12 protein-coding genes are annotated in these 13,392 nt (G+C 71.5%); 3 read left to right on the forward strand and 9 right to left on the reverse strand.

Annotated elements, in window-relative coordinates:
* Nucleotides 1–19: 19 nt before the first annotated feature.
* From Q392_RS16620 to fdhD, 3 genes are all read right to left on the reverse strand, one after another.
* Nucleotides 20–2,623 (reverse strand): ABC transporter permease, encoded by a 2,604-nt coding sequence (locus tag Q392_RS16620; protein WP_038210141.1) that lies wholly within the window; start codon nt 2,621–2,623, stop codon nt 20–22.
* Between the two features lie 70 nt (nt 2,624–2,693).
* A complete protein-coding gene (locus Q392_RS16625; protein ID WP_038210143.1) occupies nt 2,694–3,248 on the reverse strand; it encodes a ferritin-like domain-containing protein in 555 nt (184 codons plus the stop codon).
* Nucleotides 3,249–3,391: 143 nt separating this feature from the next.
* Nucleotides 3,392–4,282 carry a formate dehydrogenase accessory sulfurtransferase FdhD gene (fdhD, locus tag Q392_RS16630; RefSeq protein ID WP_038210145.1) on the reverse strand — a complete coding sequence of 297 codons (891 nt, stop codon included), beginning with the start codon at nt 4,280–4,282 and terminating at the stop codon, nt 3,392–3,394.
* A gap of 102 nt (nt 4,283–4,384) precedes the next feature.
* On the opposite strand from fdhD, the gene Q392_RS16635 reads away from it, so the two are divergent.
* Complete coding sequence (locus Q392_RS16635; protein WP_038210146.1) at nt 4,385–4,597, forward strand: TOBE domain-containing protein; 213 nt, start codon at nt 4,385–4,387, stop codon at nt 4,595–4,597.
* Between the two features lie 31 nt (nt 4,598–4,628).
* Here Q392_RS16635 and Q392_RS16640 read toward each other — a convergent pair whose 3' ends face one another.
* The 5 genes from Q392_RS16640 to Q392_RS16660 all read right to left on the reverse strand — a co-directional run bounded on the left by Q392_RS16640 (nt 4,629) and on the right by Q392_RS16660 (nt 11,106).
* Nucleotides 4,629–4,859, reverse strand: a complete 231-nt coding sequence (locus Q392_RS16640; RefSeq protein ID WP_038210147.1) for a formate dehydrogenase subunit delta — start codon at nt 4,857–4,859, stop codon at nt 4,629–4,631.
* A gap of 5 nt (nt 4,860–4,864) precedes the next feature.
* Nucleotides 4,865–7,771, reverse strand: coding sequence for a formate dehydrogenase subunit alpha (gene fdhF, locus Q392_RS16645; protein ID WP_038210148.1), 2,907 nt, complete (start codon nt 7,769–7,771; stop codon nt 4,865–4,867).
* 17 nt (nt 7,772–7,788) lie between these two features.
* On the reverse strand, nt 7,789–9,357 hold the full coding sequence (locus tag Q392_RS16650; RefSeq protein WP_038210149.1) for a formate dehydrogenase beta subunit: 1,569 nt from the start codon (nt 9,355–9,357) through the stop codon (nt 7,789–7,791).
* Nucleotides 9,354–9,938 carry a formate dehydrogenase subunit gamma gene (locus tag Q392_RS16655; protein ID WP_084217120.1) on the reverse strand — a complete coding sequence of 195 codons (585 nt, stop codon included), beginning with the start codon at nt 9,936–9,938 and terminating at the stop codon, nt 9,354–9,356. Before Q392_RS16655 ends, Q392_RS16650 begins: the two co-directional genes overlap by 4 nt.
* Before the next feature lie 136 nt (nt 9,939–10,074).
* A complete protein-coding gene (locus tag Q392_RS16660) occupies nt 10,075–11,106 on the reverse strand; it encodes a LysR family transcriptional regulator (RefSeq protein WP_038210151.1) in 1,032 nt (343 codons plus the stop codon).
* A 53-nt stretch (nt 11,107–11,159) separates the two neighbouring features.
* Between Q392_RS16660 and Q392_RS16665 the strand changes: the two genes are divergently transcribed.
* Entirely contained in the window at nt 11,160–12,323 is a 1,164-nt protein-coding gene (locus tag Q392_RS16665) for an ATP-binding protein (protein WP_038210152.1), read from the forward strand.
* Nucleotides 12,324–12,330: 7 nt separating this feature from the next.
* Here the strand turns inward: Q392_RS16665 and Q392_RS16670 are convergent, their stop codons facing one another.
* Complete coding sequence (locus Q392_RS16670; RefSeq protein WP_038210155.1) at nt 12,331–13,134, reverse strand: PI-PLC domain-containing protein; 804 nt, start codon at nt 13,132–13,134, stop codon at nt 12,331–12,333.
* 59 nt (nt 13,135–13,193) lie between these two features.
* Here Q392_RS16670 and Q392_RS16675 point away from each other — a divergent pair.
* Nucleotides 13,194–13,392 (forward strand): helix-turn-helix domain-containing protein (locus tag Q392_RS16675; protein WP_245610737.1); only part of this gene is annotated, 199 nt, incomplete at its 3' end.

A 13,392-nucleotide genomic window follows, 5' to 3' on the forward strand; every position in this document is an offset into this window, starting at 1 on the left:
CTCGCGCCCGGCGCGGCGTTCACTCCGCCGCCTGCCGCAGCGTCGCCACCACCGGCCGGCGCAGCACCTCGCGCAGGCCCCACCATCCGGCCGCCAGCGCCAGCAGCGCGCCGGCCGCGCCGCCGGCCAGCGGCACCAGGGGCGAGGCCGTCCAACTGAACTCGAACACCCAGCGCGCCAGGCCCCAGCCGATGACCGAGGCGACGATGCTCGCCAGCAGCCCGGCCAGCAGCCCCACGCCGGCCAGCTCGGCCCGCTGCACCTGGCGCAGCAGCGCGGCGCGGGCGCCGACGGCGCGCATGACGGCGAACTCCCGGGCCCGCTCCTCGCGGGTGGCGGTGACGGCGGCGAACAGCACCACCAGCCCGGCGGCCAGCGTGAAGCCGAACAGGAACTCCACCGCGCGGATCACCTGGTCGAGCACGCGCTGCACCTGGGCGATGGTGGCGCTCATGTCGACGTTGGTGACGTTGGGAAACTGGCGCACCAGCGCGTTGTCGAAGCTGGTGCTTCCATCGCCGGGCCGCCCCAAGATGGAAGGCGCCCCCTCGGGGGGCAGCGGACCACGCGAAGCGGGGGAGCGTGGGGGCCATATTTCCGGTGCGCGGAAGGCACCCATGTAGGTGACGGGCAGTTCCGGCGGCATCGCGGCCACCGGGTACATGACAAAGAAGTTGGCGTGCATCGAGCCCCAGTCCACCTTGCGAGTGGAGGTGATGCGCGCCTCGCTGGGGATGCCACCGATGTCGAAGCTCAGCGTGTCGCCCATCTTCAGGCCCAGCGTCTCCATCAGGCCCTCTTCGACGCTCACGCTGCCGGCCTCGCCGCTCGTCCAGGCGCCCTGCTCGATCTCGTTGTGCGGCGGCTTGTCGGCCGCGTTGCTGAGGTTGAACTCCCGGTCCACCAGGCGCTTGGCGCGGTCGTCGGCGTAGTCGTCGGGCGAGACGGGCTTGCCGTTGATGGCGACCAGCCGGCCGCGGAACATCGGATACCAGTCGTAGCGGCCCACGCCAGCGCCGTTCAGCGCCGTGCGGAAGGCCTCCTCCTGGTCGGGCATCACGTTGATGACGAAGCGGTTGGGCGCATCCGGCGGCGTGGCGCGCCGCCAGCTCGCCACCAAGTCGGTGCGCAGCAGCACCAGCAGCACCAGCGCCAGCAGGCCCACCGCCAGGCTGCTGACCTGCACCACCGCGTAGGCCGGCCGCGCCGAGATCTGCCGCGTCGCCAGCACCAGCCAGCGCGGCGCGGTGGCCTCGTTGACCAGCCGGCGCAGCAGCTTCACCGCCACCCACGCCAGCAAGGCGAAGAGCAGCACCGCACCGGCGAAGCCGCCCACCGCGATGCCGCCGAGCTTCACGTCACTGCTGGCCGCCAGCAGCAGGGCCGCGAAGCCCAGCGTGCCCACGCCCAGCACGGCCGCGGACGCCGGCCGCAGGCCGCCCACGTCACGCCGGATCACGCGCAGCGGCGGCACCCGGGCCAGTTGCAGCACCGGCGGCAGGCCGAAGGCGAAGAGCAGCGTCAGCCCGACGCCGATGCCGAAGGCGGCGGGCCACAGCGTGGGCGCGGGCAGCGCCGTCTCGACCAGCCCGGCCAGCAGCAGCACGAAGAGGTGGTGCACGCCCCAGCCCACGAACACGCCGAGCAGGCTGGCCGCCAGGCCGACCAGCGCGAACTCCACGATGTAGGCGGTGGCGATGGCGCGCTGGCTCTCGCCCAGCACGCGCAGCATGGCGCAGTCGTCGAGGTGGCGGGCCGCGAAGCCGCGCGCCGCCAGCGCGACCGCGACGGCCGACAGCAGCGCCGCCAGCAGCGCGACGAGGTTGAGGAACTTGCTCGCGCGGTCCAGCGTCTGGCGCATCTCGGGGCGGCCGCTCTCGAAGGACTCCAGCCGCGCGCCGCGCAGCTCGCCCTTCTTGATGACGGCGTCCAGCTCGTCGGAGAACGCCTTCACCGCCCTCGCGCCGCCGGCGACGGCGAAACGGTAGGTGACGCGGCTGGCCGGCTGCACGAGGCCGGTGCGCGGCACGTCGGCCTGGTTGACCATGACGCGCGGCGCGAAGCTCATGAAGCCGGCACCGCGGTCGGGCTCGATCACGATCACGCGCGAGATCGCCAGGCCCGCGTCGCCCAGCAGCAGCGTGTCGCCCACCCGGAGGTCCAGCGCGGCGAGCAGCCCGGCGTCGACCCACACCTGGCCGGGCGCGGGCACCTCGCGCGTGGCCTCGCCCGCGCCGTCGGCCGTGGCCGCCACCTGCAGGCTGCCGCGCAGCGGGTAGCCCGGCGCCACCGCCTTGAAGGCCACCAACCGGCTGGCGCCGCCCTGCGCGTCGGGCGCGCGCGCCATGGTCGGGAAGGTGTAGGTCATCGCGCCGTCCAGCCCCAGCGCCGCGGCGCGCTGCGCGAAGGCGGGCGGCGTCGGGTTGTCCGTCACCAGCACCGCGTCGCCGCCGAGCAGCTGGCGCGCGTCGCGCTGCAGGCCGCCCTGGAGCCGGTCGGCGAAGAAGCCCACGGCCGTGAGGGCGGCCACGGCCAGCAGCACGGCGACGATCAACAGGCGCAACTCGCCGGCGCGCAGGTCGCGGCGAAGGGTGCGCCAGCCCAGGCGGATGGCGGCGTTCATGGGGAGCGACGATAGCCCAAGGGCGGGTCGCCCCTGGGTGCCGCGGGTCATCGCGGCCGCGGCAGGCGCCCTACTTCGCCTTGGTCATCCAGTCCGACAGCTCGTCGGCGTGCTCCTGCTCCTGTTCGAGGATCTGCTCGATCAGCCGCCGGGTGGTGGGGTCCTTGCCGCCGATCAGCTCGATCATCTGCGTGTAGGCCTCGATGGCGACGCGTTCGGCCACCAGGTTGGCGCGGATCATCGCGTGCAGGTCCAGCGCCTCGTCGTAGTCGGCGTGGCTGCGGCGGGTGAGGCTGTCGGGGTTCAGGTCGGGCTCGCCGCCCAGCTGGACGATGCGCTGCGCGATCTTGTCGGCATGGGCCTGCTCCTCGGTGGCGTGCACCAGGAACTCCTCCGCGATCGCCGGGGACTCGAGCCCGGTGGCCGTGAAGTGGTGGCGCTTGTAGCGCAGCACGCAGACCAGCTCGGTGGCCAGCGCGTCGTTGAGCAACTGGACGATGTCCTTCCGCCAGGGGCCCAGGTCGGGCGTGACGGCGCCCTGGTCGAGGCTCTGCTTGGCGGCATCCAGCCTCGCCTGGTCGAGCACCAGCTTGCCGGGCTTGGACGAAGACGCATTCGAACTCATGGGAGCTTCCTTTTCTCGTGGGGATGGCCGGCGCCGGCGGGGGGCCGCCGCGCACCGGTATCGCCCACGGTAGCCCCGGCAGGGCACGGTGTCTGCGAGACACGTCCGACAAGCGCGCTCGGACGGCACGCCGCCCGCGGCGGCTAGGAGCCCGGGGACGCGGGCGCCGCGTACAGCACGCCGCGCGGCGCGCGGCACAGCCCCCACAGCGTCAGGCCGCACAGCTCGGCCATGCGCACGCCCATGGCCGTGGGCGCCGAGATGGTCGCCATCGCCGCGATGCCGACGCGGGCGCACTTGCGCACCAGTTCGTGGCTGCCGCGGCTGGTCATCAGCACGAAGCCGGGCTCGCCCAGGCGCCCGGCGCGCGCCAGGCGGCCGATGAGCTTGTCCAGCGCGTTGTGGCGGCCCACGTCCTCCAGCACCTCGGCGAGCGCACCGTCGGCGCTCGCCCAGGCGGCCGCGTGGATGGCGCCGGCCTCGGCGTTGAGCGCCTGGCGCGGCGCGAGCTGGGCGAAGGCGTGCAGCACCGTGGGCAGGTCCACGCGGCCGATCCACGCCGGCGCCGGGCGCCGCGGCAGGTCCAGGTCCAGCCCGGCGAAGCTCTCGACGCCGCACACCCCGCAGCCGGTGCGGCCCGCCAGGCTGCGGCGCCGGTCCTTCAGCCGCTCGAAGGCGCGCGTGGCCACCTCCAGCTGCACCTCGACCGCATCCACGCCGGGCGGCAGGCCGGCCTCGGCCGCGGCGAGCGAGCGCACCTCGATGCCGTAGCACTGCGCCGCGTCGTCGAGGATGCCTTCGCTGAGCGCAAAGCCCAGCGCGAAGTCCTCCAGGTCGCGCGGCGTCGCCATCATCACGGCGTGCGCGATGCCGTTGAAGACCAGCGACACCGGCACCTCGGCCGCCAGCACGTCCTGGCGCGCCTGCTGCCGCACGGCCGCGCCCTCGACGGTGGCGACCTGCACCGGCAGATGCGCGAGCGCGGGCAGGGCGTCGGCTTCGGAGACGGCAGGGGTGGAGGCGGAGGCGTTCATGCGGTCGATGGCAGGCAGGCTTCATTACACCCCGAATGGACGCGCGGCGCGCGCGGGGGGCACACTGCACCCTCTTCCCTCCCCTCGCCCCAGGAGACCCCCATGAAGATCAGCGCACGCAACGTCCTGCCCGGCACCGTCGTCTCCATCGTCCGCGGCCCGGTCTCCACCGAAGTCACGCTGGAGATCGCGCCGGGCGTGCAGATCACCTCCACCATCACCAGCAACTCGGCCCAGGCGCTGGGCCTCAAGGAGGGCGCGAAGGCCTATGGCGTGATCAAGGCCTCCAGCGTGATGATCGGCGTCGACGACTGAGGGCCGAGGCGCCGGCCGGACCGGACCGCCTTCAGTCCGGCATCAGCTCGGCGCGATGCGCCAGCACCGCCTCGCGCACGATCGGCTTGAGCTCGCCGGCCGCGCCGCCGTCCAGCAGCGCCAGGAATTCGCGCCGCATGCGCGGCTCCCAGAACTTGCGCAGGTGGTCGGCGATGTCGGCCAGCGCCGCGGCGCGGTCGGGCTGCGACTCGAAGAAGTCGCCGATGCGGTTGGCCATGCGGACCAGGTTGCCGGCATCCATCGTCGTCACTTGCCCATGACCGCCGCCGCTTCCTGCGGCGCGCGGGCGGCGTTCAGCAGGCCGAGCTGCTCGGCGTGGAAGCGCTGGAACTCCTGCTGCCAGCGCGAGGGCTGGCTCACCGGCATCACCTGCACGGCCGTCACCTTGTACTCGGGGCAGTTGGTGGCCCAGTCGGAGCTGTCGGTGGTGATGACGTTGGCGCCCGACTCGGGGAAGTGGAAGGTGGTGTAGACCACGCCCGGCTGGATGCGTTCGGTGATCGTGGCGCGCAGCACGGTCTCGCCGGCGCGGCTGCGCACGGCCACCCACTGGTCGTGGACGATGCCGCGGTCCTCGGCGTCGACGGGGTGGATCTCCAGCCGGTCCTCGTTGTGCCACCGGTTGTTGGGCGTGCGCCGCGTCTGGGCACCCACGTTGTACTGCGAGAGGATGCGCCCGGTGGTCAGCAGCAGCGGGTAGCGCGGCGTGACCTTCTCGTCGCTCTCCACGTACTGCGTGACGAAGAAGCGGCCCTTGCCGCGCACGAAGCCGCCGATGTGCATGGTCGCGGTGCCGCCCTCGTCGGTGCCCTCGTTGCAGGGCCACTGCACGCTGCCCAGGCGGTCGATCTTCTCGTAGCTCACGCCGGCGAAGGTGGGCGTGAGCGCAGCGATCTCATCCATGATCTCACCCGGGTGGCGGTAGTTCATGGGGTAGCCCAGCGCGTTGGACAGCAGCTGCGTCACCTCCCAGTCGGCATACCCGCCCAGCGGCGCCATCACCTGCCGCACGCGCGAGATGCGGCGCTCGGCGTTGGTGAAGGTGCCGTCCTTCTCGAGGAAGGAGGAGCCGGGCAGGAAGACGTGCGCGTACTTGGCCGTCTCGTTCAGGAAGATGTCCTGCACCACGATGCACTCCATGGCCGAGAGCGCCGCCGCCACGTGCTGCGTGTCGGGGTCGGACTGCACGATGTCCTCGCCCTCGCAGTACAGGCCCATGAAGCTGCCGTCCAGCGCGGCCTCGAACATGTTGGGAATGCGCAGGCCCGGCTCGGCCTGCAGCGCCACGCCCCAGGCGGCCTCGAACCGGCCGCGCACGGCGGCGTCGCCGATGTGGCGGTAGCCCGGCAGCTCGTGCGGGAAGGAGCCCATGTCGCAGCTGCCCTGCACGTTGTTCTGGCCGCGCAGCGGGTTCACGCCCACGCCCTCGCGCCCGACGTTGCCCGTGGCCATCGCCAGGTTGGCGATGCCCATGACCATGGTCGAGCCCTGCGCATGCTCGGTCACGCCCAGGCCGTAGTAGATGGCGGCGTTGACGGGCCGCTCGCCGCGCCGCCCGTCGGCGCTGCCGGTGGCGTACAGGCGCGCGGCGCCGCGCAGCAGCTCGGCGGGCACGCCGCTCACGCGCTCGGTCGCCTCGGGCGAGTTCTCGGGCCGCGCGACGAAGGCCTTCCAGGCCTGGAAGGAGGCATCCTCGCAGCGTTCGGCGATGTAGGCGTCGGCCAGCAGGCCCTCGGTCACCACCACGTGCGCCATGGCGGTGATCACGGCCACGTTGGTGCCCGGGCGCAGCTGCAGGTGGAAGTCGGCGCGGATGTGCGGCGACTTCACCAGGTCGATCTGGCGCGGGTCGATCACGATCAGCTTCGCGCCCTCGCGCAGCCGCTTCTTCATGCGCGAGGCGAAGACCGGGTGCGCGGCGCCGGGGTTGGCGCCGATCACCATGATGACGTCGGACTCCTCCACCGACTTGAAGGTCTGCGTGCCGGCCGAGGTGCCCAGCGTCTGCCCCAGGCCGTAGCCGGTGGGCGAATGGCACACGCGCGCGCAGGTGTCGACGTTGTTGTTGCCGAAGGCCGCGCGGATGAGCTTCTGCACGAGGTAGGTCTCCTCGTTGGTGCAGCGCGAGGAGGTGATGCCGCCCACGGCGTCGCGCCCGTACTTGGCCTGGATGCGGCGGAACTCAGAGGCCGCGTGGCCGATCGCCTCTTCCCAGCTCACCTCGCGCCACGGGTCGGTGATCTTCGCGCGGATCATGGGCCTGGTGATGCGGTCCGGGTGCGTGGCGTAGCCCCAGGCGAAGCGGCCCTTGACGCAGGAGTGGCCGTCGTTGGCCTTGCCGTCCTTCCACGGCACCATGCGCACCACCTCGCTGCCCTTCATCTCGGCCTTGAAGCCGCAGCCCACGCCGCAGTAGGCGCAGGTGGTGACGACGCTGTGCGAGGGCTGGCCCAGCTCGATCAGCGACTTCTCCTGCAGCGTGGCGGTGGGGCAGGCCTGCACGCAGGCGCCGCAGCTGACGCACTCGCTGTCCATGAAGTCCTCGTTCTGCCCCGCCGCCACGCGCGAGTCGAAGCCGCGGCCGTCGATGGTCAGCGCGAAGGTGCCCTGCGTCTCCTCGCAGGCGCGCACGCAGCGGCTGCAGACGATGCACTTGCTCGGGTCGTAGGTGAAGTAGGGGTTGGACTCGTCCTTGGCGTCCTGCAGGTGGTTCGCCCCGTCGAAGCCGTAGCGCACGTTGCGCAGGCCGGTGGCGCCGGCCATGTCCTGCAGCTCGCAGTTGCCGTTGGCGCCGCAGGTCAGGCAGTCGAGCGGGTGGTCGGAGATGTACAGCTCCATCACGCCCTTGCGCAGCTGGTGCAGCCTGGGCGAATGGGTGCGCACCTTCATGCCGGGCTCGACCGGCGTGGTGCACGAGGCCGGGTAGCCCTTGCGCCCCTCGATCTCCACCAGGCACAGGCGGCAGGAGCCGAAGGGCTCCAGGCTGTCGGTGGCGCAGAGCTTGGGCACTTGCACGCCGGCCTCGATGGCGGCACGCATCACCGATTCGCCGGCGGCCACGGTCACGCTGCGGCCGTCGATCTCCAGCGTCACTTCGCGGGCCGTGGCGCGCGCGGGGGTTCCGTAGTCCATCTCTTGGGCGGATGAGGTCATCGTGGGCCTCCAGTTTTTCAGGCGCCGGCGGCCGCGGGCTGCAGGCCGAAGTCTTCGGGATAGTGGTCCAGTGCGGAGAGCACCGGGTACGGCGTCATGCCGCCCATGGCGCACAGCGAGCCGTGCAGCATGGTGTCGCACAGGTCGCGCAGCAGTTCCACCTGCTGCTCGCGCGCCTCGCCGGTGCTCGCGGCGATGCGGTCGATCACCTCCACGCCGCGCGTGGAGCCGATGCGGCAGGGCGTGCACTTGCCGCAGGACTCGATGGCGCAGAACGCCATCGCGTAGCGCGCGAGCCCGGCCAGGTCGGCCGTGTCGTCGTGCATCACGATGCCGCCGTGGCCCACCACCGCGCCGACGGCGGCGAAGGCCTCGTAGTCCAGCGGCAGGTCCCACTGCGATTCGGGCACGTAGGCGCCCAGCGGGCCGCCCACCTGCACGGCCTTGAGCGGCCGGCCCGAGGCCGTGCCGCCGCCGTAGTCGAACATCAGCTGGCGCAGCGTGATGCCGAAGGCCTTCTCGACCAGCCCGCCCTGCTTCACGTTGCCGGCCAGCTGGACGGGCAGGGTGCCGCGCGAGCGGCCCATGCCGAAGTCCTTGTAGAAGGCCGCGCCCCGGGCCAGGATGATGGGCACCGTCGCCAGGCTGATCACGTTCTGGATCACCGTGGGCTGGCCGAACAGGCCCTGGATGGCCGGCAGCGGCGGCTTGGCGCGCACCAGGCCGCGTTTGCCCTCGATGCTTTCGAGCATGGCCGTCTCTTCGCCGCACACGTAGGCGCCGGCGGCCTTGCGCACCTCCATGCGGAAGGCGCGGCCGCTGCCCAGCACGTCGGCGCCGAGGAAGCCCGCACCCTCGGCGCGCGCGATGGCCTCGCGCAGCACGGCCACCGCATGCGGGTATTCGGATCGCACGTAGACGTAGCCGCGCGTGGCACCCACCGCCAGGCCCGCGATGGCCATGCCCTCGACCAGCATGAAGGGGTCGCCCTCCATCACCATGCGGTCGGAAAAGGTGCCCGAATCGCCCTCGTCGGCGTTGCAGACCACGTACTTCTGCGCCGCCGGCGCGGCGGCCACCGTCTTCCACTTGATGCCCGCCGGGAACGCCGCACCGCCGCGGCCGCGCAGGCCGGAGTCGAGCACCTCGGCCACGACGGCCTCGCCCGGCATGCCCAGCGCGCGCCGCAGGCCGGCCCAGCCGCCGTGCGCCTCGTAGTCGGCCAGCGAGAGCGGATCGGTGATGCCCACGCGCGCGAAGGTCAGGCGCTCCTGCGACTTCAGCCAGGGCATCTCGTCGGTCGGGCCGTGGCGCAGCGGGTGCGCACCGCCCGCCAGCAGGCCGGCATCGAGCAGGGCCGGCACGTCTTCCGGCGCCACGGGGCCGTAGGCCACGCGGCCGGCGGGCGTGGCCACCTCCACCAGCGGCTCCAGCCACAGCAGGCCGCGCGAGCCGTTGCGCACGATCTCGACGGCCTGGCCGCGCTCGGCGCAGCGCCGCGCGAGCGCGTCGGCCACCTCGTCGGCGCCCACCGCCAGTGCGGCGCTGTCGCGGGGCACGTAGACCCTGACGGGCGCACCGCTCATGCCGCCACCTCGTCCACCACGCTGCGCGCCACCAGCGCATCGAGCCGCGCCGCGCTCATGCGCGCGCGCGGCTGCCCGTCCAGCGCGATGCTGGGCGACTGCGCGCACAACCCGAGGCAGTAGACCGGCTGCAGCGTGACCGCGCCGTCGGGCGTGGTGCCGCCCTCGGCAGGCAGGCCCAGGCTGTCGCAGGCATGCGCCCACAGCGCCTCGGAACCCATCGACCGGCAGGACTCGGCGCGGCACACCTCCAGCACGTGGCGCCCGGCCGGGCTGCTGCGGAAGTGGTGGTAGAAGCTCACGACCCCGTGCACCTCGGCGCGCGAGAGGTTCAGCGCCTCGGCGATGTCGCCCACCAGCACGGGCGGAATGAAGCCCAGCGCGTCCTGCACGCCGTGCAGGATGGGCAGCAGCGCCCCCGGCTGCCCGGCATGTGCCGCCACGATCTCCTGCACCGCCGCGCGGCGCGGGTCATCGGCGGGCAGGGAGGATTTGCCCAGTTGCCGCAGGCGGTCGCGCAGTTCGTCGGGCGTGGCCAGCAATGTCTCCTTGCGGGCCGGGGGAAGGTCTGGGTGTGTCATGTGCCTGGGACCTGGACAACGAAGCCGCGCAGGGCGCGGCGCCCGCGAAGCGGGAATGTCAAAGTCTAGGCAGGCGGGGCGCCGGGGGCAAATTGGATCGGTGTATGAAGAGATTCAATCCGGAAATCACCACGGGTCAACGCTTCTTGTGCAGGGCCCCGCTGTGGCCGCCGACCTCCGCCTTCCATGCCGGCTCCTGCAGCATCGCCAGCGCCGCCTCCAGCGCCCGCGAGGGCTTGACGGCCGCAGGCGCCATGAAGCCGATGGGCGTGCGCACCTCGGGCGCCACCAGCGGCAGCGCCTCCAGCTCGCCCTGCCCGCGCACCGTGTCGACCATGGCGCCGGGCAGCACAGCGCAGACCCTGCCGTTCAGCACGCTGAGCGCCAGGGCGAGGACGGAGTTGGTCTCGATGGCGGGCGCGACCTCGGCCCCGGCATCGGCGAAGGCGCGGTCGATGATCGCCCGGTTGTGCATCTCCGGGGTGAGCAGGCACAGGGGCAGGCGCGCGGCCTCGGCCCAGCCGATGGACGCGCCGATGTGCAGGTCCTGGGGGTCGGCGGACTTCTTCCCCGCCCCCGCCTTCGCCGGGGCGGCAGCCCTGGCGGTGCGCCTGGAAGCCGGCGGGGCTTCCTCGCGCCGGCGCAGCAGGAAGTAGTGCTCCACGGTCTGCGGCCAGGCGTTGCGGCGGGTGGCGCCGCCCGCCGCCGGCCGGCCCTTGCGCTCGATGTAGCCCAGCGCGAGGTCGAGCGCCAGCGTGTCCAGGCCCGTTTCCAGTTCCACCGAACTCATCGAGAGCACCGTGGGCACGATGCCCGGGTGTCGTGCCTGCAGCCGCGCGGCGAAGCGCGTGAGCAGCGGGATGGCGGTGGGCACGGCGGCCATGCGCAGGTGCCCGCGCGGCCTGCCCGCCTCGCTTTTCAGCGCCTGCTGCAGCAGTTCGTGCTCGTGCAGCATGCGGCGCGCGCTGGCCAGCACGGTCTCGCCCTCCGGTGTCAGGCCCGCGAAGGCGCGGCCCCGGCGCACGATGACCACGCCGAAGTCCGCCTCCAGCGCCCTCAGCGCGTTCGACAGCGCCGGCTGCGTGATATGGCAGGCCGCGGCCGCGCGGCCGAAGTGCCGGTGCTCGCTGAGCGCGGCGAGGTAACGCAGGGAGGCGAGCAGGTTCATGGGGCGGCGTTGATTTCCTTGAATATTGGCAGTACGGCAGCCAAAATGCAAGGATGATCGACCGCGAGCTGAGCACCCTGCTGCTCGAACGACTGGACTTCTACCCCGGCGTCGTGCTCCTGGGGCCGCGCCAGGTGGGCAAGACGACGCTGGCCCGCGCCCTCGCGGACCGGCGCCCGCAGGCGCTGGTGCTCGACCTGGAGCGGCCGTCCGACCGCGCGCAGTTGGCCGAGCCCGAACTCTTCCTCGCCCAGCACCGAGACAAGCTGGTGGTACTGGACGAGGTGCAGATGCTGCCCGACCTGTTCACGCACCTGCGGCCGGAGATCGACGCCGACCGGCGGGCCGGCCGGTTCCTGCTGCTGGGTTCGGCCAGCGGCGCCCTGCTGCGCCAGCGCGCCGAGTCGCTGGCCGGCCGCGTGGGCTACCTGGAACTGACGCCCCTGCTGGCCAGCGAAGTGCCGGCCGACCTGGCCGCGTTGCAGGCGCTCTGGCTGCGCGGGGGCTTCCCGCTGGCGCACCTGGCGCCCGGCGACCGGCTCGCCTACGCGTGGCGCCAGGACTTCATCCAGAGCTTTCTGCAGCGCGACCTTCCGCAGATGGGCGTGGCCGTGGCCGCCGACGCACTGCACCGCTTCTGGCGCATGCTGGCCCATCTGCAGGGCCAGATGTTCAACGCGTCGCAGCTGGCGCTGTCCCTCGGGGGTGCATCGCACCACACCGCCGCGCGCTACCTCGACCTGCTCGTCGACACGATGCTGGTGCGCCGGCTCGAACCCTGCCTGCCCAACGTGGGCAAGCGGCTCGTCAAGTCGCCCAAGGTCTACATCCGCGACAGCGGGCTGCTGCACGCGCTGCTGAACATCGCCGGCCTGTCGGACCTGCAGGGGCACCCGATCGTGGGGGCGTCGTGGGAGGGCTTCGTGGTCGAGCAGGTGGCCGCCCACCTGCCCGAAGGTGCGCAGATGGGCTTCTATCGCACGGCCGCGGGGGCGGAGATGGACATCGTCGTGCAGGCCGGACGGCGCTCCCTCGGCATCGAGGTCAAGTTCTCCTCCACCCCATCGGTGGGCAAGGGCTTCTGGCATGCACGCAACGACCTGAAGCCCGCACACACGGTGGTGGTGGCTCCGGTGGCGCGCCGCTTTCCGCTCCGGGAAGAGGTGGAGATCGTGCCCGTATGGGCGCTGCCGGACCTGCTCGCCGGCTTGGGCTGAGTCCTGCCTAGCGCCTGTCCGCGCTGGCGAGCGAATCGGTATAGATCCCCTGGACGCCGTAGTTCGAGCGAAGGAACTGGTCGACGTCGGGGCTGTTCACCGTATGGGCGTAGATCGGATATCCCAGGTCGTTCAACCTGCCTGCCAGATAGGGAATCCTGTGATGCCACATGGTGACGGCATAGATGTTCTTGCCGGGAATCCATTCGACCAGATCGAAATCCGATATGTTGGTTGCGTAGAGAGTCAGGATGACGCGCTCGTAGTCGAGCTTGTTCACTTCCTCGTATTGCGCAATCGAATAGATCTGGGGGATGAACTTTCGATAGTCATCCGGATATTTGGCCTTGATGGTCTTCAGGGCCTCTATGTTCTTCTCCTTGATATCCGTGACCACGCGCTTCCTGTCATTCAGGCGAAGCCACTTCACGACTTCATCCAGCGTGCATGCCGTCCACCGGTGCTTCTTCCTGTTCTGGAGGAAAACCGCCAGGGTCGGCGCGCCTTCCTGGTGGTCGCCCAACGCAAGGTCCCGCTCATGCCGGGTCCAGCCGTGGGAGCAGACGATATGGTTGTCCTCGGTGAAGGAAAAGTCGATCTCGAAGTAGTCGTACCTGTTCCTGTTTTCCCGCAGCGCCTCCAGGGAATTCGTGTATCCCTTGCCCTTGTATTCACCTCCCGCATGGGCAACGCTGGGCAGCGGACTCAGCTTTCTCTTGGAAGCGTAGCGAAACTTTCTGTCAGGCGCCATGAAAAACTGCCCCCCTGGCGCCATTGAGAACTGACCCCCTTTCACAGCGAAGGAGGTCATGGATGGAAGAGGAGATCGAGCAAGCTCTGTCGGTCGAAACGGGCCGAAGGGGCGAGACGATGCTGGCGCCGCAGGAGGTGCACAAGATGCTGGCGCTGCAGGCGCTAGGCTGGGGCGCCAAGCGCATCAGCCGGGAGTTGGGGTGCAGCCGCAACACGGTGCGCGAGTACCTGCGCCGCGGTGGTTGGCGGCCGATGGAAGTGGGCGGGCGAAGCGGCGCCCTGGCGCCGCATGGTGAGTGGCTGGCCGAGCGATTGC

The sequence above is a fragment of the Xenophilus azovorans DSM 13620 genome, assembly GCF_000745855.1.
In the GTDB taxonomy this organism is placed as follows: Bacteria; Pseudomonadota; Gammaproteobacteria; order Burkholderiales; family Burkholderiaceae_C; genus Xenophilus; species Xenophilus azovorans.